This window comes from Olsenella sp. oral taxon 807 (assembly GCF_001189515.2).
Taxonomy (GTDB): Bacteria; Actinomycetota; Coriobacteriia; order Coriobacteriales; family Atopobiaceae; genus Olsenella_F.
In genome coordinates this window covers 2,473,405-2,492,219 of sequence record NZ_CP012069.2, presented here as the reverse complement: position 1 = coordinate 2,492,219, position 18,815 = coordinate 2,473,405, and the positions used below count along the sequence as shown (strand labels likewise).

The 18,815-nt window shown below is 60.3% G+C and carries 17 protein-coding genes; 9 read left to right on the top strand and 8 right to left on the bottom strand.

All coding sequences use genetic code 11. The features are described 5' to 3' along the window. Positions 1–16 precede the first annotated feature (16 nt). The 4 genes from ADJ70_RS10740 to ADJ70_RS14740 form a co-directional block, all read right to left on the bottom strand. Entirely contained in the window at positions 17–1,000 is a 984-nt protein-coding gene (locus ADJ70_RS10740) for a hypothetical protein (RefSeq protein ID WP_050341341.1), read from the bottom strand. Further along, the gene (locus tag ADJ70_RS10735) at positions 984–1,520 is read right to left on the bottom strand and encodes a hypothetical protein (RefSeq protein WP_050341339.1); all 537 of its coding nucleotides are present in this window, start codon (positions 1,518–1,520) and stop codon (positions 984–986) included. The genes ADJ70_RS10740 and ADJ70_RS10735 overlap by 17 nt, the downstream gene beginning before the upstream one ends. A 723-nt stretch (positions 1,521–2,243) precedes the next feature. Further along, entirely contained in the window at positions 2,244–2,786 is a 543-nt protein-coding gene (locus ADJ70_RS10725; RefSeq protein ID WP_050341335.1) for a hypothetical protein, read from the bottom strand. Positions 2,787–2,792: 6 nt separating this feature from the next. Continuing rightward, positions 2,793–2,948: a hypothetical protein gene (locus ADJ70_RS14740; RefSeq protein WP_157051511.1), complete on the bottom strand. Its 156-nt coding sequence runs from the start codon at positions 2,946–2,948 to the stop codon at positions 2,793–2,795. A 367-nt stretch (positions 2,949–3,315) separates the two neighbouring features. On the opposite strand from ADJ70_RS14740, the gene ADJ70_RS10720 reads away from it, so the two are divergent. Both ADJ70_RS10720 and ADJ70_RS10715 read left to right on the top strand, forming a co-directional pair. After that, entirely contained in the window at positions 3,316–4,002 is a 687-nt protein-coding gene (locus ADJ70_RS10720; protein WP_050341333.1) for an ABC transporter ATP-binding protein, read from the top strand. A gap of 33 nt (positions 4,003–4,035) precedes the next feature. Beyond that, positions 4,036–4,371 (top strand): ABC transporter permease, encoded by a 336-nt coding sequence (locus ADJ70_RS10715; RefSeq protein ID WP_050341331.1) that lies wholly within the window; start codon positions 4,036–4,038, stop codon positions 4,369–4,371. Positions 4,372–4,399: 28 nt separating this feature from the next. Here the strand turns inward: ADJ70_RS10715 and ADJ70_RS10710 are convergent, their stop codons facing one another. Then, entirely contained in the window at positions 4,400–6,160 is a 1,761-nt protein-coding gene (locus tag ADJ70_RS10710) for an IS1634 family transposase (protein ID WP_050340699.1), read from the bottom strand. A 194-nt stretch (positions 6,161–6,354) separates the two neighbouring features. On the opposite strand from ADJ70_RS10710, the gene ADJ70_RS10705 reads away from it, so the two are divergent. Next, positions 6,355–7,272 carry an ABC transporter permease gene (locus ADJ70_RS10705; RefSeq protein ID WP_050341329.1) on the top strand — a complete coding sequence of 306 codons (918 nt, stop codon included), beginning with the start codon at positions 6,355–6,357 and terminating at the stop codon, positions 7,270–7,272. Between the two features lie 52 nt (positions 7,273–7,324). Here ADJ70_RS10705 and ADJ70_RS10700 read toward each other — a convergent pair whose 3' ends face one another. After that, the gene (locus tag ADJ70_RS10700; protein ID WP_050341327.1) at positions 7,325–7,603 is read right to left on the bottom strand and encodes a hypothetical protein; all 279 of its coding nucleotides are present in this window, start codon (positions 7,601–7,603) and stop codon (positions 7,325–7,327) included. After that, positions 7,600–9,186, bottom strand: a complete 1,587-nt coding sequence (locus ADJ70_RS10695; protein WP_050341325.1) for an IS3 family transposase — start codon at positions 9,184–9,186, stop codon at positions 7,600–7,602. Before ADJ70_RS10695 ends, ADJ70_RS10700 begins: the two co-directional genes overlap by 4 nt. 50 nt (positions 9,187–9,236) lie before the next feature. Between ADJ70_RS10695 and ADJ70_RS15770 the strand changes: the two genes are divergently transcribed. Then, positions 9,237–9,569, top strand: coding sequence for an FtsX-like permease family protein (locus ADJ70_RS15770; RefSeq protein ID WP_083443969.1), 333 nt, complete (start codon positions 9,237–9,239; stop codon positions 9,567–9,569). Positions 9,570–9,802: 233 nt separating this feature from the next. Here the strand turns inward: ADJ70_RS15770 and ADJ70_RS14985 are convergent, their stop codons facing one another. Continuing rightward, positions 9,803–10,963, bottom strand: a complete 1,161-nt coding sequence (locus ADJ70_RS14985) for a hypothetical protein (protein WP_172674494.1) — start codon at positions 10,961–10,963, stop codon at positions 9,803–9,805. Between the two features lie 1,367 nt (positions 10,964–12,330). On the opposite strand from ADJ70_RS14985, the gene ADJ70_RS10685 reads away from it, so the two are divergent. From ADJ70_RS10685 to ADJ70_RS10660, 5 genes are all read left to right on the top strand, one after another. Further along, entirely contained in the window at positions 12,331–12,675 is a 345-nt protein-coding gene (locus tag ADJ70_RS10685; RefSeq protein ID WP_050341321.1) for a type II toxin-antitoxin system RelE/ParE family toxin, read from the top strand. Continuing rightward, positions 12,668–12,940, top strand: coding sequence for a helix-turn-helix domain-containing protein (locus ADJ70_RS10680; RefSeq protein ID WP_050341319.1), 273 nt, complete (start codon positions 12,668–12,670; stop codon positions 12,938–12,940). Before ADJ70_RS10685 ends, ADJ70_RS10680 begins: the two co-directional genes overlap by 8 nt. Positions 12,941–14,043: 1,103 nt before the next feature. Then, positions 14,044–15,867, top strand: a complete 1,824-nt coding sequence (locus ADJ70_RS10670; RefSeq protein WP_050341315.1) for an ABC transporter ATP-binding protein — start codon at positions 14,044–14,046, stop codon at positions 15,865–15,867. A gap of 460 nt (positions 15,868–16,327) precedes the next feature. After that, positions 16,328–17,845 (top strand): aminotransferase class I/II-fold pyridoxal phosphate-dependent enzyme, encoded by a 1,518-nt coding sequence (locus tag ADJ70_RS10665; protein WP_172674493.1) that lies wholly within the window; start codon positions 16,328–16,330, stop codon positions 17,843–17,845. Between the two features lie 83 nt (positions 17,846–17,928). After that, the gene (locus ADJ70_RS10660) at positions 17,929–18,747 is read left to right on the top strand and encodes a histidinol-phosphatase (RefSeq protein WP_050341313.1); all 819 of its coding nucleotides are present in this window, start codon (positions 17,929–17,931) and stop codon (positions 18,745–18,747) included. Positions 18,748–18,815: the final 68 nt, after the last annotated feature.

The following is an 18,815-nucleotide window of genomic DNA, read 5'->3' as shown; positions in this document are numbered from 1 at the left end:
AGTGAATGAGTGTGAGCTAAGCTTCGAGCTTTGTCGCAAGCTCAACTGCTTTGCCAACAAGCTTTTCGCTACGCGTGCCGCCAAGCTTTCGGCTCACACGTTTCTCGGCACGTATCCGCACCCTCTCTCCCGTATGGAGCGGATACGTCGCAGCAGGAGGTATGTCACCGATCATCACGACAGCTTCTTGACCGTCGTCTTCCAGGATACGCAGTTTGTCCTTGGTAGATTGCGTGACGGTCAAAAGTACGCCCTCGATGGCCACCTCTTCGTTTTCGATATTCGCACTCGCGATAAGCTTTGCGGCACGCTCAGCATGACTGTGCGATATGCTCGCAGTCTTAGCCTTTCTACTGGACTCAGTCCATTCGAGCTCCAGGTCAAGAACACCTTTATCGACGGATTCGCAGAAGCTCTTCATGGCGGTGGCGACGCGCGGGCCAAGGTCGGTCAGGTGATCGACGAACTGGGAATTGTCGGGGTCATCTTCTCTCAGTTCGCTAATAAGCGTTGAGAACTCGATGAACGCTTGGTCCGCAAGGGGTTTGGCATCAAGTTCCGCCTCCACGTCGAAGAGGCCAAGGCCCTCTGGGTAGAGGTCATCCATGCGTGCTAAGGAGGGGGCGACTTGTATGACAACCGAGCCAGGCATAGGACTGGCTATCAGCGACATCTCTGTGCGGCTCGTGATGGCCGAGGGAAGCGAGCCCTCCGCAGACCTATTTCCCATAAGAGATGCGCCTACGGCGTCAATGGTGCTCTGGATGGATGTCAACAGGTTGCCAACGGCCTTAACTGGTGCCGAATTGCCGAGGGCGGAGGGTCCGGTGATGTGTATGATGCCCGTCGATTCTGGCTCCTGCCCCGCGCTGTGCTTGCGTACGAAGGCAGCGACGCCAGAAAGAGCGGCATCTGCCGGGTTCTCTGGGACATCATAGGTGGCCTCTGGGTCAAAACCCAGTAGCGCCAGATAGTCATCCAGCTTAGTTCTCGTAGCCATCGATCATCACCTCCAGATACCCTGCCGATGGGTAGAGCCATCGGCAGTTCCCCTCTTCATAACGGGTCTTAGACCAGAATTGGTCCCAATACCCCCTCGCTGCCGAATAGTTATAATTGTTGTCAATGGTCGTAGGCGGCACTGGGAACAAATAGGCATCAACCAAAGGGTTGAGCTTGTCTGTAATGGGGCTTCTCCTGAGAAGCACCTGAGTCACAAATTGACTGCGTGGATCTGAGATGCCGTTGCTGTAGCTGCTCTCGTCTACGAGATAGACTACGTCAATGTCATGCGGCTCCTCTTCGGAAGTTATGAAGCTTCCGCCGATCCATGTTGCGGCCAACTTGCCATATGCCTGCCGCACAACTGCGGTGACCTCTTGAAACGCATCCCAAATCATTCGACGGACGGCATTGTCTGTCGGCGCGTATGTTTCCCCAAGCTCATCCATGGTCGTCAGGTACCTGCCATACGGAAGAACTTTGCGAAGCGCGCCGATTTCCTGCAGTTCTGGAATCAAGCTTCCTCCTTCCGTTTACTAAGCCCATCCAAGAGGGTTGCATTTAAGGAGACGCAGAACAAACGGCTTTCAACAAGTCGTAAACGTATATCTCCGTAGGCCGAAGAGACTCTGCGGCTGGCCAGACTGGTTTACTCTGTACCTTCCTAAGTATACGCCTCGCCCGACGAAAAGGATCGATAGCTGCCTTCCCTGGTGGCAATCGCAGAGCAAAGGTCCGTGCAGCCTCTCGAACCCTTCTTTCACCAACTGCGCCATAGCGTGCGCCTCTCAGCCAGGAGCACCTCGTCGTCCATACCTTTGGATCGCCACGAGAGGAGGGAGCTGGCCATCATGGGCGATATCGAGCCCGGGGAGTGGGGCACGGCCCTGGGTGACGACAAACTTACGGAGGCGATAATTGAGCGTGTCGTGCGAACGCCCCGGACGCGCCGGAAGGCGGACACGTCCGTTCCGCCTCGGCCCACGGCGGGGCTCAGGCTAGGCGCCCGGCCTCCTTGCGGGGGTTCTCGCATCCCCTCTGCCCTGGCGCGCCCGGCTCGGTCAGCTGTCATGGCCTACGCCCGCCTGTCGGGCGTCTCTTTGGGTATGCCCGGATCGGCAACGCGCAGGGGTCTCGTGCGGATAACCGAAAACGGCAACGGCGCGCGAGGCGGTGTCCGAGCCTGTCGCTAGGCGTATCCGCATCGAGGCGGGGTGTCGGCCCCCTGCACGCGTGCGCGCTCACCCGTACGGCGGCACGTCGGGCGGCAGCCAGTCCCCCCTCGTGTTGATGTCGTGCCTGCGCGCGGCAGCCCAGAGCCTCTCGCGCTCCCGCGCGCCGATAAAGCCCTCGTGATAGAGGGAGCTGGCGAGGTCCGACATGCGCCAGACGGCGTAGAGCCTCGCGCGCGGGTCCTTCCTGAGCTCCCTGTAGTAGTCGTAGGCCTCGCCGTAGCGCCACGAGAGAACCATGGCCTCGAAGTAGGCGTCCTGCACCTCCCTGTCGTAGGGCCAGCGCCCGAGGTAGGAGCGCGCCGCCTCGGCCAGCCTGCGGCCCGAGGGGCAGTCGCTCGGGAACGCCCGGTCCCCGTGGTACAGGTCGCGGAGCGCCCGTACGCGGGCGCGGCAGGCCTCGCGGTCCTCCACGAGCGCGGGGTCCGCCCCTATCTCGGCCACGAGCGCCTCGACCGGCTCCGTGTCCCACCCCCCGAGCTCGACCAAGCCATGCTCGCGGTGCTCCTCGCGCGCGATCCTCTCGTACGCGGCCACGTAGTCCTTGGGCATACGGCCTCACCCTCCACCCGGCGGGAGTATGTCAACGCCGCCGTCCGACAGCTTTGCGACTATGGGGTCGTTGAGGTCTGCGGTGATTTTATAGTAGATCTTGACCCATATCTGGCAGCCGGTGCCCGGCAGGTCGTAGACGTACGCCCCTACGTAAAGCATAGTATCTCTACATGAGAGTATCATACAAACTGTAACGTTCGTTCCGTAGGGTCGCAGCCCTACGCCCCCTGACTTCGGAAGTACATACTATTCCCACCGCAGTCCCTTCTGCGCAGTTCCTATTGAACAAGACAGCTCGCCGACCTCTGGCGTCAGTGTGCATATCGTCGTGGTTCGCAGATAGCCGCCGGTTTCGAAGTATGTACAATAGATAGCCATGGGAACCCTCCTGCCGGTTGTGGCGCCTCGGTATCGTCCTGTCGCGACGGAACCATTCCGGTTCACAGGAGGTCCCCCTTGGGACCCCAACCCGGAACAGGTTCCACTTCCTCGATTCGGGTCATATCGTCTAGTGGAGGCTCTCGCAATGATTGAGCTCGTCAATGTGTCAAAATCGTTTTCGGACGGCGCCTACAAGCATGTTATCCTGCGCGATGCCTCGGTCACGTTTCCCCAAGGAAAGATTTCAAGTATTGTTGGCAGATCTGGGTTGGGCAAGTCGACAATCCTGAAACTCATTTTTGGTGTCGAATCGGTCGACAACGGGTCAATCCTAGTCGATGGGACTGATGTTGTGTCTGCGAGTCCTTCTGTTATTCGGGATCTCAGGCGCAGCACCATAGGCTATGTATTTCAGACGTTTAATCTCGTCAACGCGTTGACGGTCGAGGAGAATATCTTGCTCCCACGGTTCTTCAGTCAGCATGATACTGGCATGATGGGGCTTGACCATCTGCTGAAGATCCTTGATCTGCCAAAGTCTATATTGGGGCAAAATGTCTCAACTATCAGCGGGGGCGAGAAGCAGCGCGTTGCTATAGCACGTGCCCTTATCAATAACCCCACCGTTCTCCTGGCAGACGAGCCTACCGGTAACCTTGATCTTAACAACGAACGCAGGGTCATCGAACTCTTTAGACGCATTAACGATGAGATGGGCATTACCATCATCTCTGTTACCCATAGTCATGCCGTGGCCGAGGGTGCTGATATGCTTTTCTCAATCATTGAGGGAGACGTTCGCCAGGTTTCTCTTGATGACTTTCTTGTCTAGCCGCTTATGCAGTCAGGATGGGTGACAAATCAGATGAAGACAGGCCTGCTCCTTCTCGCTCGCAGGGACTACCAAATCAACGGAAGACGTAATAGGCTGACTATACTTGCGGTTGGGATATCAGTGCTCCTCATCTCGTCAGTACTCGCGCTGTCCGAGTCATTCTATGCGAAAATGTTGGATGAGATGAAAGTCTCGGATGCAAACGTCCTCACGATCGCATTTGGTAGTGGGGCAAATCCCCTCAACTATACGTATCAGAGTCTCTATACCGAACGTGACATCAGCCTCGTCAGGCAAGTCAAAGACGTGTCGAATGTTACTGGCGTTAAGGGGGTGGGCATTGAGTCCTTGGTGTATGGTACCTGACTTTGGCGTACAACCTTGATTTCTAGTGCTAAATCGACCCTTTCGACTCCTCCTGGCCTGTGGCCTTGAGGGAGGGGAACCTGTATCCGAGGATCCTGTCGTACTCACCCTTCGTGAGGTGGTAGTGGTCAAGGGGGAGCCCCGTGACCTCCTTGAGCCTGTCGATGACGGGCGAGGACCGCGAGATGTTGACGTACCTGCGCTCCGACACCCTCACCGCCCTGAACCCGCGCATGAAGCCGAAGAGCTGTCCGGAGCCGAACTCGTCTCCGAGCACGTGCACCTGCAGCAGGCGGACGAGCAGCACGGCGACGTAGCAGATGAGGAAGTGCCCGACTATCGAGTCGTGCCTCCGCAGGTAGACGGGTCGCGCGTCGAGCTCGGACTTCATGACCCGGAACGTCTCCTCGATCCGCCACAGGCGGTGGTAGGTGTCGTACACCTCGGCCTCGGGCATGTCGGCCTCGCTCGTGACCAGCATGTTGTAGCCGGCGAGCGAGCGGGCCCTCCCTATGGCCTTGCGGTTGAGCGTGGCGACGACGCGCTCGTCGTCCCTGACCTCGCCCTCGGAGTCGACGGCCACGAACGTGACGTACTTGGCGCTGTCGCCGTACTCTGACCTCCTCGCCTCCGCGAGCCTGAGCCTCCTCGCCTTCTCCACCTGCCGGTTGATCTCGCGGAGCTGCTTGGAGCGGAGCCTGGGGCTGAAGGTGACGACCCTCCGCTCCCGCAGCTCGACAGTCCCCTTCCCGCCGCCCTCCCTCGACACCCTGTACTCGAAGTCCCCGGTCACGGACTTCGTGCGATGGTGGATCCTGCCGTCCCTCCCCAGGTGGTCCTCCCACCCCTCCTCCGACAGCACCCAGGCGAGCTCCCTCGCGGGCAGCCGCCTCACGCTCTTGGAGAACAGGTACCCGTCGCCCGCCAGCACGGCGTCGGCGACGTTGTCCGCGCAGTTGAGGCCCTTGTCTGCCACTCGCACGGTCCTGCCGGTCATGTGGTGGCGCTCCTTGAGCGCCCCGATGACCTCCCGGATCCTCGGCCTCTCGCTCTCGTTGCCGGGATATATCTCGAGCCCCATCGGCACGCACCTCGCGTCGAGCAGGAGCCCCATGCCGACTATGGGGTCAGCCCTCCGCTCCTTGGAGGGCCCCTTCCTGCGCAGGCCGTCCTCGCGGTCTATCTCGAAGTAGAAGTTCGTGCAGTCGAAGTAGGAGCGTGACGTGTCGCGGCCGAACAGCTCGCCCACGCGGGCGTTCGCGGCCTCGACGACCTTCCTGTACTCGTGGCCGAGGTAGGAGATCCCGTCGTAGAGCTGGCCGAGCGAGAAGGACGGCTCCTCCCCGAGCAGCGGCAGGACGTCGTGGAAGGTCCTCGACTTCGAGCACGGGGCGACGACGCGCGCGCAGACGAGCGACTCCAGGAGCCCGTCGAGGGAGAAGCGGAACCCCGACGCCATCTGCAGGTACCCGATGTCGGCCGGGATGCCGAGCCGCCTGTACAGGGCCTTGACGGGGAAGTGGCCCATGTGGCGCTCGGGCGTCGAGTCGCCGACGAGCCTCGCCCCCTCCCTCGCCCTCGACGCCCTGGCCTCCTCGTTCATCGCCGCCACCTCGGCCCTGAGGCGCGCCACCGGGTCGGGGATGCCGGACTGCTCCAGCTCGTGGACGTAGCCGACGGCCCTCACCGAGCGGTGCGTGCCGTAGCCGCGGCCGGGGTCGTAGGTGCTCTCGTAGATCTGCAGGTACGTGCCCTTCTTGTTCCTCGTCTGCTTGAGGAAGTACGACATCCCGGGCCCCCTTCCGCCCGTCGGTTCCCATGCTCTGATATAGCACTATAGCACTAGAAACATGATCCATGTGAGAAATCTTGTCAAGTCTCGCGGAGACAGCAAAAACGCCAGCTCGGGGCTGGCGTCGGCTTCGGTTTCGTTGTCGTCGGGTCAAAGAATCCTAGTGCTAGATCCTAAAGACGGGAAATCAGATGAAGACAGGCCTGCTCCTTCTCGCTCGCAGGGACTACCAAATCAACGGAAGACGTAATAGGCTGACTATACTTGCGGTTGGGATATCAGTGCTCCTCATCTCGTCAGTACTCGCGCTGTCCGAGTCATTCTATGCGAAAATGTTGGATGAGATGAAAGTCTCGGATGCAAACGTCCTCACGATCGCATTTGGTAGTGGGGCAAATCCCCTCAACTATACGTATCAGAGTCTCTATACCGAACGTGACATCAGCCTCGTCAGGCAAGTCAAAGACGTGTCGAATGTTACTGGCGTTAAGGGGGTGGGCATTGAGTCCTTGGTGTATGGTAACAGCAAGAGAATACTCGCCTCAACGCTCAAGGGAGTCAGCGCTGATTTTTTCACGAACTTCAATATAGGGTATTCGGGGAGCTTCCCGAATACGGACGAAGAAGTTCTCATAGGTGCATCGGTGGCCAGCGCATCCGACCTCAAGATAGGGGACAGGTTGGTGGCCACTGTCAAGGGTGAGAAACGCGAACTAAGGGTTTCTGGAATCCTGGATAGACAGGAAGAGCAGCTCTTCTCCACTTTCCCTGCGGAGGTTAACCAACTTGTTGCGACGAATGTCAGTAACCCCCTGTTTGCCGGCAGTGATTACATGTACCTGTCCGCTATCGCCAATGACACATCGAGACTTTCCGAAATTAGCGCAGAGATAGAGGGTAAGCTTGGCGAGGATGACGACCTCACTGCTGCGCTTCAGAACACGGGCTTGAGGCCCCTCGTTGCCACCCGGCAGAACGTCTTGGATATGCTCGGCACGTGGTTTGGCTACATCTCTCTCTTCATTTATGCAGTGGCGGCGTTGATCGGAATAATCTGCACAATAGGGACTGCGGTGGGAATCTTGGACCGAGACTCGCTCGATCGCTGAGCCAGCTGCATGGTAAGGGGGTATGGTCCAAGTCCCGGACACGTGGTGCGGATCAGGCACCACCCCTATGATAGCCCAATCTCCGGTCGATTCCCTTGACATGCTCGATCAATAGGTCGAGCCCCGCCTCTGTCATCGTCCCGAGCCCCACGTTCGCGCCGATCGTCGGCCAGGGGCTCTCGTCGCCTCCCCCGACCTCCCCACGCGAGAGCAACGTGACGTCGAAGGTCGACGCGCGCGACTCGCCTGCCTCCCCGAAGCGCACCTCGACCTCGACCTCCTCGTCCTCGTCGTAGTCCTTGAGGTACCCTATCAACTGGCCCACGTTCATGCTGCCAACCCCAAATCTCTCCTGTACTGCATCGGGCTCCTATAATCGAGGTCGCTCTTGATCCTGACGTCCCTGTACCACCTCAGGTACGCGTCGAGCATTCTCATGAACTCGTCGATCGTAACCCCGCTCCAATCGCACCCGTAGAAGAACTCTATCTTGAGGCGGCCGAAGAAGCCCTCGCACCTCGCGTTGTCAGGGCTGCACCCCTTCCTCGACATCGACCTGACCAGGCCGTCCGCCTCGCAAATCCCGATCCACCCCGGCCAGCGATAGTGGCTGCCCCTGTCCGAGTGCACGGTCGGACGGTCGCCCTCGCGCAGCCACTCGCACGCGCCGAGCAGCGACGAGTTTGCCATCTCCGCGTCGGGCGAGGTCGAGATCGACCAGCTCAGCGGCATGCCGTCGAAGCAGTCCACGATCGGCGAGAGATAGACCTTGCCAGCCGGGATGCGGAACTCGGTCACGTCGGTCACCCACTTCTCGTTGGGGGCGTCGGCCCCGAAGTCGTGCCTCCCCCGCTCGTCGCGAAGCAGGTTCGGGGGCGCCTCGGAGATCTCGCCCCCATAGGAGCTGTAGCGCCGTCTTCTCCTCGCCACCCTCGCGACCAGGCCCTCCTCTCCCATGATGCTGCGGACGGTCCACTCGCCGACGCGCCCTCCCGGCTCGCTGCCTGCGTTGACCCGCGCCGTGATGCGCCTGTAGCCGTAGGTGCCGCCACTGGCCTCGAATGCCTCCACCACGGCTTTCCTGGCAGCGGCATGCTCCTCTGTCTCGCCCCTGAGCTGCGCGTTCCTCGCGTACTCGTAGCTGCTCTTGGCCATGCCCACCGCAGGCAGGATCTCGCAGAGCTTATACTTGTCCCTCAGCGCCGTCGCCATCGCCGCCTTCTCCGCGTTGGTCAGCAGCTCCGGGTCGGCGCCCGGGTCTTTTTTTACTATCTCGAGGGTCGCCTGGCGAACGTCCAGCTCCAGCTGCACCCTCCTGAGCTGCGTCTTCGCCTCGCGCAGCATGTCCTGCAATACCTCGACGTCATCGGGCAGGTCGTCGAACCTCTTGCTCACGGGCTCTCCCTTCCTCTCGGGTTCCCCGCCATTATCGCCCATCATCTCCCTGCGCCAGAGGTAGGGTGCCGTTCTCGACACGCCGTGTCGCTCGGCTATCTCCGCGGCGGACCCGTCCCTCGCCTCGAGCTCGGCGACGACCCGCACCTTCCTCTCGAGGGAAATCGCCTCCCTCCTGGGCCTCGGACCTCGGTGCCTTCGCCGTCCCGGCGCGAGCTCGTCGACCCATTCGCAGAGCTTCTCGCGGCTCTTGGGGTAGCCAAGGGCCCTCATCGTCCTTGCCAGGCTCTTGCCGTGCTCGAGGTAGTGCTCGACGGCTCGCCGCCTCATTTCGGCGGTGTACTTCGGGTTCGTGGCAAACCTGCTTGCGGGCACCTCGCCGGTCCTCTTGTACTCGTTCCACCATGCTCGCAGCGCGGACCTCGTCGGGTACCCGAGCTCGGCGATGGTATCAGCATAGCTATGGTCGAATTTGATGAAGGTCTCTATCGCGAGCCTTCTCCTCTCCTGGCTGTACATGTGGTCTTCCTCCCGGTCCCGTCTCGGTCCAAGATTCCCACCGCAGTCCCATAAATATTGTTAACATATTTGTTATCACTATTCAGGAGAAGTACCGCGATATCGCCATCTATAAAGTCGTTGGCGCATCTCGGCGACAAATCAAGACGATCTATGTTATCCAGAGCATTGCCATCGGGCTACTTGGTACGGTCTTTGGGCTTATATGTGGAATCGGACTCTCTAAAGCAGCGGAACATGCCTTGGGATGGGCGGGCCACCTTTCCTTTCTGTCTATATCCCTTCCCCTGCTAATCGGCATTGGCTCACCCGTGATAGCCGGTCTAGCAGCATCTGCGAAGACCGATAATGTAAGCATCAACATTCTTTCTGGTGGTCAGTAGGGCGAACGTGAACGCTAAAAGGGATCACAATGCATACCCTCAAAAAGGACTCCAGGTACATGCGTTTAATCTCTGTGATGAGTATCGTCTAAACGTAATCATAGACCTTGACGGTAAACATCTGGGATAGTGCCCCAGAATCTGAGGGGCACTATCCCAATGACGTTTGCCCAGTTGAGACGATTTCTTAGTGCCCCAAAAACCTGCGGGGCACTATCATTGGCGCATCTCGGCTAGCCGAGCAGCGCCCTGAACTCGGCTGTCGTGTAGGTGCGCTCTCCGGACGGCAGGGAGAGGGTGAAGACCTCGCCCTCAAAGTCGTCCCACTGCGTGTTGAGCCTGCTGTATGCCGCGCCCATGGCGACGTAGTAGGGGTTGATGATGTTGAAGTAGTGGCCCATCCGAAGATACTCGCTGGGATACGCTAGAGACCAGTTATGGAGGCTGTTGGCGTTCTCCCACGTGAGCCGTCTGTCGGGGTGCTCCGCCACGTATGCGTTGTAGACTGCCTCCTCGCCCATCCAAACATCAACGGCCCTGTCATGTGCGCAACCCCACGCGAGGTTCTCGCCAACACTAAATATTTCGGGGTGCCACAACAGCTTAGTACCCACGTTGGTCTGTATGGCGGACTGGGCCATCAGGGTCGGCGTGAGCTTGAGCTCGGAAAGCCCGCGCGCCGCGCGGGCGGCGTTGGTCTGGTCCACTATCGTGAGCGCCTTGCGTATGTTGTCGAGGTGGAACGCGCTCTTGGGGTTGTCGGCGTCGACGAGCGTGTAGCCGGCCGCGGCGGTGTAGCCCTTCGCCTCGGCCTGGCTGGCGAGGGCTCCCACGTTGACGCCCAGGGACTCGAAGAGCCTCTGGCCGTTGGCGGGCTTTGAGGGCTTGCCGGGGTTCGAGCCGCCCGACGAGGAGGCGGCGTAGAGCTTGACGCCCTCCCCCGACCAGCCGATCTTAACCAGCCTGTCGTACTCGGCCTTGTCCGTGGTGTAGAGGTGCGTCCCCGCCGTGAGCCACCTGTTGTAGAGGCGGTAGACGGGGGCCTTCCCGCCGCTGTGGAGCGAGACGCCCTCCCGGCTCCAGCCACGGCTGGCGAGGCCGTCGTACTCGGCCTTGTCGGTGGTGTAGAGGTGCTCCCCCGACCAAGGGTTGTAGAGCCTCCAGACGCTGGCGCCGGAGGCCGGCGCCTCCCAGGCGGTGCCCTCGTCGCTCCAGCCCCTGCCCATGAGGCCCGCGCGCTCGCCGGAGTCCCTCGTGAAGAGGTGGTCGCCGTTCCACCGGTTGTAGAGGCGATAGATCCGCTGGGTGGTCGACGCCTGCGCCACCGTGGGCAACATGACCAGGGTGAGAAGCGCCAGTAGCATGGCAACGGTATGTAACGGTCTCTTTCTCATGATACCTCCCTTGGAATAGAACTGAACCTATGTTCAGATTATAAGCTCAGGGCCTAAGACTCAGGGGACGATTTCGCCGATGCGGTGATGTGGGCCAGACCGAGGGGATAGGGCTGGTTTTCGATCGGGCTCCGAGAGCAGCCACCCATAAGCTGAGGCTTCGTGAGTTCGTGTGGGTGGTTGCGTCACTGCCCTGGCGACGTGGGCCTCACCGTCAGGGTGATGACGCAGGAGTGTACACAGATTGGCTAAAATGACCTCTCGGTGCCACTTTGGGGCATTTGTGTACACTGTTGCGCCGTGGGCTTGGGTTGTGGGTGGCCTTGGGATCGCAACAGCATACGCAAATGCCCCACTCTGCAACCGGCGACTCACGTAAAGACGCACTCTGGGGGTGTCGCCCTCACGGAAAGGCGCATTTTGCGTGTGGGCCTCACCAAAGTGCGCATTCTGCAACTCGGGCGGTTGCGCAGAGTGCGCTTTTCCGTGAGAGCCCGCGCCCAGAGTGCGCTTTTCCGTGAGGGACCGCGCCTAGAATGCGCCTTTCCGTAGAGTGCGCTTTTCCTCACCTGCGCAAACGTGGAGCCACCTCACGCAAAGGCGCATTCTGCGCAGACGGCCTCACGTAAAGGCGCAGTCTGCACCCGGCACCTCACAGAAAACCGCACTCTGCGCCGGCGACGCCACCGCGACGTGACCGAAGGGCGCACTCTGGGCGGGCGACGTCACGGAAAAGCGCATTTTGCGTGTGGGCCTCACCAAAGGGCGCGTTCTGCATGCGAGCGGTGGTTGCGCCGAGAGGCCGTTTTCGCCGATCTGTGTACACTCCTGCGTCCCCACGTCTGCCCGCAATGGCGCAACAGTGTACACAAGTGCCCCGAAACGGCGCCGAGAGGCCATTTTCGCTGATCTGTGTACACTCCTGCATACCCACGGTCGCTCGCGCGACCGGGCGGGACCACGGGTCCCACGACACCGACGGCCCCATGGCCCCCGTGATGCCAGGGCGCTCGGACCTGAGGCCCACGCCACCGGAGCGGTGACGCCACCACCTACCCATACGGGCTCACGAAGCCTCTCAGAAAAAGCGCATTTTACCAAAAAATGCACTCTTGCTGCGGACTTGAGGGTCTGTTAGAGCTTCGCCCCCCATGGACGATGACTTTCGTGCCCGAGAATCTGCGGGGTACCGCCGTAGCGACGTTTTCCCAGTTGAGGATCATCTCATAGTGCCCCAGAAATCTTCACGTTCTTCGGCTGGCTGTTCAGAGCCGTTTTAAGTGATTCATGTAGCGAACGTGCGTCTATGCACCGAGCTTGTATGTCAAAAAAATATCATATATGATATATCGGCAGAAAGAACATACATGTTCGAGATTGACTACTACACCGACTCGTCTGGGTGCAGGCCGGTCGAGAAGTTCATCGACTCGCTCGGCGTCAAAATGAAGGCGAAGTTGTTCGGCAGGCTCGAGCTGCTTGAGGAGCATGGCAGCCAGCTGGGGATGCCGTATTCGAGGTACCTCGAGGACGGCATCTTCGAGTTGCGCATCGTGCAAGGAAGCGACATCATCCGGGTCATGTATTTCATCGCCGTCGGCGACAGGGTCATCTTGACCCACGGGTTTGTCAAGAAGACGCAAAGGACGCCTAGAAGCGAGATAGACAAGGCGAAATCCCTGCGGGAGGATTGGGGGAAGAGAAATGAGTGATTTCAGGAAGCATCTTGCCGACTCCATGGAAGACCCAAAGTTTGCGGCTGAGTGGGACGCTCAAGCGACGGAGCGCGAGATCATGCGGAAGGTCGCGCAGGCGAGGATTGACGCAGGCATATCCCAGAAGGAGCTTGCCGAGCGTTGCAACATGAGGCAGTCGAATCTTTCGCGGCTGGAGAACGGCAACGCCAACCCGTCGGTCGAGACCCTCGGGCGCATCGCCCACGGTCTTGGCAAGAGACTCGAGATCAGTTTCGTTTAGCGAAACTAAGCCCAGGATGAGGTGGGATGCACGCCGTCTGTAGGCTTAAAGGCGATAAGTCCACTTTTCAGGGCACCACGGCGGGCCGGATTCGTAGGAGCGCTCAGACTGGGATGCCAGCAAGCAGACACGCAAGCTCGCTGGTATCCCACGGGAAAGACCGCCGGTTGCCGACCTCGCCCGGCGGGCGGGTGGCGGCTGGGAACGGGGGCGACCAAGCGGGCCCGGAGGCGCGGCCTCGAGCGATGCTCCTGTGCCCACGTCGATGACAGGATCATATGGTTGTGTCACGGTGGTGGGCATGCCACCGTTCCCGTCTACTAGGTGGTGGGCATGCCACCGTTCCCGTCTACTATTCTGTACATGTTTACTCGCGACGCATCAGAAAAACGTGGCATGCCTCATGGGGAGGTGGCATGGACGCCATCTATTCGGCAACGGCACTACGCGACCATCCGTGTGAGGTGAAGCAGGCGGCACGCAGGGGTCTCGTGCGGATAACCGAAAACGGCGGCGCCACGTGTTCTGCTCAGAGGATGTATTCAAGCGCGAGATGGCCAGATGCTGTGGAGCGAGCGCTCTATGCGGAGCATGTTTCGCAGGCAATCCTACGTAGACGCATGGACGTTGAGGCGGGCAATTGCGTTGAGGGTATTGATGCGGCAAAGAGTGCTGTTGCGTTGAGACACTCGCCAGGATTGTCCGACCATGGCCAGGTTGATACTCACCAGCTCCTTTTTGGCAGATGTCGCGCGTCTACATACATGGAGTCGTCTCTCAACGTCGAGTGAGGTGAGCTGCCGATATCCGCAGCGTTCCCGTCCTCGCCATCCTCTATGCCTTCCAGATACTTACGCTTCTGAGCTCGTAGCTCTTCGCATGCCGTGAGATGGAGTACTCGAAGGGTGTCCCGTCTCTTTTTTCTGAGACCCGCAAGCGCTTCTGAAACGCAGGCGCAGCGGGTACCAAGAGAGGGACAATACGGCGTGCGTGAGTGGCACGACATGCGGGGGTGTGCCCTCTCGTACGAGGGCGGGCGTGGCGATGTCCCGACCCAACCCGACCCAGGGCCATACCCGCAACGAATGGCAAGGAGCTTCCCCATGGCGCTTCGCAAGACCACGGACACGAATGACCGCGCCACCATTAGGCGCACCCTCCACTACTTCTGGTGGGTAACCAAGCAGAGGCCCGGCGCCTTCGCACTCTCCATCATCAGCTCCGTGGGCTACATTGCCTTGCTCACCTTTGCCAACACCTACGTGATGGGTCGTATCGTTGACCGCGTGCAGGCGTCGCCGGTCGCCGCAGACCAGGTGTTTTCGGTGTTCGGACCTTATATCCTGGCGCTGCTCGTCGTGAACGTGGTGGGTCAGACCCTCTCGAAGCTGCAGGACTACTCTGTCTACCGACTCGAGATCAACGCTAACTACCAGCTTTCGCGTCTGTGCTTTGACACACTCTCAAACCAGTCGATGACCTTCCATAACAGCCGTTTTGGCGGGAGTCTCGTGAGCCAGACCTCGCGCTTCGTCTCGGGATACTCGGGCCTCGTGGACGTCCTCACCTATGCGCTCTGGCCCACGGTCGCCTCGGTCGTTCTTACCATCGCCATACTTGCGCCCATCGCGCCGAGCTTCGTGGCCATTCTCTGCGCCATGCTCGTGCTCTATGTGGTTCTGGCCTACCGCATGTACAAGAGGATCCTCGTGCTCGCCTCCGATGCCTCCAACGCCCAGAACAAGCTTTCGGGCGTGCTCTCCGATGCCGTCACGAACATCCTCGCCGTGAAGACCTACGGTCGCGAGGACTTCGAGCGTGAGACCTTCACGCGGGCGGATCGCGATGCCATGGCGGCGGAGAACCGCAACATGCGCGCCACTATGAGGCGGGGGTTCACCACCTCCTTTCTCATCACAATCATAATGTTCATCGTCTCGATCTTCGTCTCGGGCGGTAATGCCTGGTTCGGCATCAGTGCGGGTACGCTCGTCATGATGTTCACATACACCTATCACCTCACGATGAATTTCAACTACTTTAACTCCATGATGGCACGCATCAACCATGCCCTGGGAGATGCGGCCGAGATGACGCGCGTGCTCGACGAGCCCACGCTCGTGGCGGATGACGAGGGAGCTCAGCCGCTGGTCGTGCGCGAGGGCACCATCGACTTTGAGCACATAGGCTTTCGCTACCCCGACGCGCAGGAGGATGATAGGGTCTTTTCTGACCTCAACTTGCACATACCGGCGGGCCAGCGCGTGGGATTGGTGGGGCGCTCGGGTTCTGGCAAAACGACGCTCACCAAGTTGCTGCTGCGTCTGGATGACGTGCAGGAGGGCCAGGTGCTCGTGGACGGTCAGGACGTGAGCCACTGCACCCAGCAGTCCCTTCGCCAGCAGGTCGCCTACGTGCCTCAGGAGGCACTGCTCTTTCACCGCACGATTCGCGAGAACATCGCCTATGGCAGGCCAGCTGCGAGTGAGGACGAGATTCGCTCTGCGGCCGTCAGGGCCAACGCCCTCGAGTTCATTGAGCGCCTGCCCCAGGGCTTCGACACCCTTGTGGGCGAGAGGGGCGTCAAGCTCTCGGGAGGACAGCGCCAGCGCGTGGCCATCGCCCGTGCCATCCTGGTGGATGCCCCGATCCTGGTCCTGGACGAGGCGACCTCGGCTCTTGACTCCGAGTCCGAGGCGCTCGTGCAAGGCGCGCTCGAGAACCTCATGCACGGACGCACGGCCATCGTGGTCGCGCACCGCCTGTCTACGGTGGCCTCTCTCGACCGCATCGTGGTCCTCTCGCACGGCAGGGTCGTAGAGGACGGTACACATCATGAACTCGTCGAGGCGGGCGGAGAGTATGCCGGCCTCTGGGATCGTCAGACTGGCGGCTTTCTTGAGGGTGCGGATGCGAGCGAGGGGTAGGGTTGCCCGCAGGCGCGGAACTCAGAGGAGCAAACGTCATCGAGCAACCGCCCGCCAGATTCTGGGGTACCTTCGAAATGAGCTCAACTGGGCAAACGCTGCCGAGCAACCGCCCGCCAGATTCTGGGGTACCTTCGAAATGAGCTCAACTGGGCAAATGCTGCCGAGCAACCGCCCGCCAGATTCTGGGGCACTAAGCCCCCGCCCCGCGCCCCCGCGAGCCTCACCCTCCCCGCTCCGCGCGATCCATGCGGTTCAACTCATAGTTCAACCGAGCGTTACGTGAGGATACCGTGACCCCATACTTTATTGAACTTATCTATTGAACTTTAGCCAATCAATGCTATTCTCATGAACTGGGTTGAACTTCCCAACAGTGAACGGACGATATTGAACTTCTAGGAGGTGCCACATGGCTCACGTAACTCAAACGACATTTGCTACAAGACTGAAGGAAACCATGGAAGAGCGGAGCCTCAAGCAGGTTGATCTCGTGCAGCTTGCCTCAGAGCGCGGTCACAAGCTGGGGAAAAGCCAGCTCTCGCAGTACCTGAGTGGCAAGACCGAGCCAAGGCCCGAGATGCTCAACGTCCTGTCCGAACTGCTCGGGGTGTCCATAGACAGGCTGAGCGTCACCGCGCCCGAGGCGTCCATCCCGAAGGTCCCCGCAGAGGGTGCCGTGTTTGCCCACGATGCGACGCGCGCCAGGGACAGGAGGCCCACCCAGGCAATCAGGCGCAGCGGCACGGGGAAGGGCAGGGTCATACGCACGTTCAGGAAGTCCTCTAAGCTTGATAGCGTCCTCTACGACGTGCGGGGTCCCGTCCTCGACGAGGCTACCCGCATGGAGGACGAGGGCGAGCACGTTATCAAGCTCAACATCGGCAATCCCGCGCCCTTTGGCTTTCGCACCCCCGACGAGGTCGTGCGCGACATGCAGAGGCAGCTCGTGAACTGCGAGGGCTACTCGTCGAGCCGCGGCCTCTTCTCGGCGCGCAAGGCTATCATGCAGTACGACCAGCTCAAGGGTATCCCCAACGTGGACGTGGACGACATCTACACCGGAAACGGCGCCTCAGAGCTCATCAACCTCGCAATGTCGGCGTTTCTCGACGACGGAGATGAACTTCTGGTTCCCTCCCCGGACTACCCGCTGTGGACCGCCTGCGCGACGCTTGCCGGAGGAGAGGTCGTTCACTACGTCTGCGACGAGCAGCAGGACTGGTATCCCGACCTCGAGGACATCCGCTCCAAGGTTACGCCGCGTACCAAGGGCATTGTTATCATCAACCCCAACAATCCCACGGGCTCCCTCTACCCGCGTGCGGTCCTGCAGGAGATCGTCGAGGTAGCCCGTGAGCACCACCTCGTGATCTTCTCGGACGAGATGTACGACCGTCTGGTCATGGACGGGCAGGAGCACGTCTCGATCGCGAGCCTCGCTCCCGACCTCTTCTGCGTCACGTTCAACGGCCTCTCGAAGTCGCACATGATAGCGGGCTACCGTATCGGCTGGATGAGCCTCTCGGGAAACAAGCGCATCGCGAGAGACTACATCGACGGCATCAACATGCTCTCTAACATGCGTCTTTGCTCCAACGTTCCCGCCCAGTCCATCGTCCAGACCTGCCTTGGGGGCCATCAGCGCGTCAAGGACTACCTGGTGCCTGGCGGGCGCGTCTACAACCAGCGCGAGTATGCATACGATCGCCTCTCGAGGATGGAGGGCGTCACGGTCGTAAAGCCGCAGGCGGGGTTCTATATCTTTCCGAGGCTCGATCCCGAGCGCTTCCATATCACGGATGATGATCAGTTCGCGCTTGACCTGCTCAAAGACAAGCACGTGCTCATCGTGGGTGGCAAGGGCTTCAACTGGGAGACGCCCGGTTACTTTCGCATCGTCTACCTGCCGCGCATGCACACGCTGCAGGACGCCCTCGATGCGATCGAGGACTTCTTGAGCTACTATCATCAGTAGGCCAGCGAGGATCGCGTGTCTGGCGCTGGGCAGGCACGCGCATATGGCAGGCGCTCACGACGGCTTCCCTGTGAGGAGGGCTTATGCTCAAGGCGAACTATCACACCCATACCGTGCTCTGCGATGGCAAGAACACCGCTGAGGAGATGGTCAAGCGCGCGTTGGACCTTGGCTTTGAACACCTGGGCTTCTCTGGCCACATGGATCCGGGCGTCCACATGGACTGGCCCACCTACGTGGCAGAGGTCAGCCGCCTGCAAGGGCTCTATGGGGAGAGGCTCGATATCCTCATGGGTGTCGAGCTCGATATCGTCTACGATCCCTCCTGCTGCCCTGAGGCGGAGTACGTGATCGGATCGACGCACTTTCTGCCCACAGACGAGGGCCTCATGGCCGTGGACTGGACGTATGAGGTGTTGCAGCAGCTCTGCCTCGAGTCATTTGGCGGTGACTGGTACGCGCTCGCTCGCGCCTACTATGAGCTCGAGGCGCAGGTGTATGACCGCACGCACTGTAGCTTCGTGGGGCACTTTGACCTCGTGACGCGCTTCAACGACCGAGCGCACGACTTCGACGAGACCGACCCACGCTACACGGGTCCAGCCCTTGAGGCCATGAAGCACTTGGTGGAGCAGGGCGTGCCCTTCGAGATCAACTGCGGTGGCGTGAACAGGGGACGCAAGGCCGAGCTCTATCCGCGCCATGAGCTGCTTCATGCGCTGCATGACTTTGGCGGGGAGATTCTCATCAACTCTGACGCGCACCAGGCCGAGAAGCTGGACGGCGGCTTCGATGTGGCGATCGCGACGGCCATCGAGTGCGGCTTCACGCATGTGAACATCCTTGCGCACGACCTAGTAGGTGGCGTCGAGTTCAGACAGCTCGCACTCGACGCGCTGTAGTGCCTGCGCTCGTCCCGTTTGCGCAGCCAGCTCCTGTGGCGGCTCCGCTCCTCTCAGCTGGCAAATAT

Coding starts and splice junctions, on each gene's coding strand:
- ADJ70_RS10720 (WP_050341333.1), top strand. CDS start 3,316: ATGATTGAGCTCGTCAATGTGTCAAAATCGTTTTCGGACGGCGCCTAC.
- ADJ70_RS10670 (WP_050341315.1), top strand. CDS start 14,044: ATGGCGCTTCGCAAGACCACGGACACGAATGACCGCGCCACCATTAGG.
- ADJ70_RS10680 (WP_050341319.1), top strand. CDS start 12,668: ATGAGTGATTTCAGGAAGCATCTTGCCGACTCCATGGAAGACCCAAAG.
- ADJ70_RS10710 (WP_050340699.1), bottom strand. CDS start 6,160: ATGTCGTACTTCCTCAAGCAGACGAGGAACAAGAAGGGCACGTACCTG.
- ADJ70_RS10700 (WP_050341327.1), bottom strand. CDS start 7,603: ATGAACGTGGGCCAGTTGATAGGGTACCTCAAGGACTACGACGAGGAC.
- ADJ70_RS10715 (WP_050341331.1), top strand. CDS start 4,036: ATGAAGACAGGCCTGCTCCTTCTCGCTCGCAGGGACTACCAAATCAAC.
- ADJ70_RS10740 (WP_050341341.1), bottom strand. CDS start 1,000: ATGGCTACGAGAACTAAGCTGGATGACTATCTGGCGCTACTGGGTTTT.
- ADJ70_RS10685 (WP_050341321.1), top strand. CDS start 12,331: ATGTTCGAGATTGACTACTACACCGACTCGTCTGGGTGCAGGCCGGTC.
- ADJ70_RS10705 (WP_050341329.1), top strand. CDS start 6,355: ATGAAGACAGGCCTGCTCCTTCTCGCTCGCAGGGACTACCAAATCAAC.
- ADJ70_RS14740 (WP_157051511.1), bottom strand. CDS start 2,948: ATGCTTTACGTAGGGGCGTACGTCTACGACCTGCCGGGCACCGGCTGC.
- ADJ70_RS10725 (WP_050341335.1), bottom strand. CDS start 2,786: ATGCCCAAGGACTACGTGGCCGCGTACGAGAGGATCGCGCGCGAGGAG.
- ADJ70_RS10665 (WP_172674493.1), top strand. CDS start 16,328: ATGGAAGAGCGGAGCCTCAAGCAGGTTGATCTCGTGCAGCTTGCCTCA.
- ADJ70_RS14985 (WP_172674494.1), bottom strand. CDS start 10,963: ATGAGAAAGAGACCGTTACATACCGTTGCCATGCTACTGGCGCTTCTC.
- ADJ70_RS10660 (WP_050341313.1), top strand. CDS start 17,929: ATGCTCAAGGCGAACTATCACACCCATACCGTGCTCTGCGATGGCAAG.
- ADJ70_RS10695 (WP_050341325.1), bottom strand. CDS start 9,186: ATGTACAGCCAGGAGAGGAGAAGGCTCGCGATAGAGACCTTCATCAAA.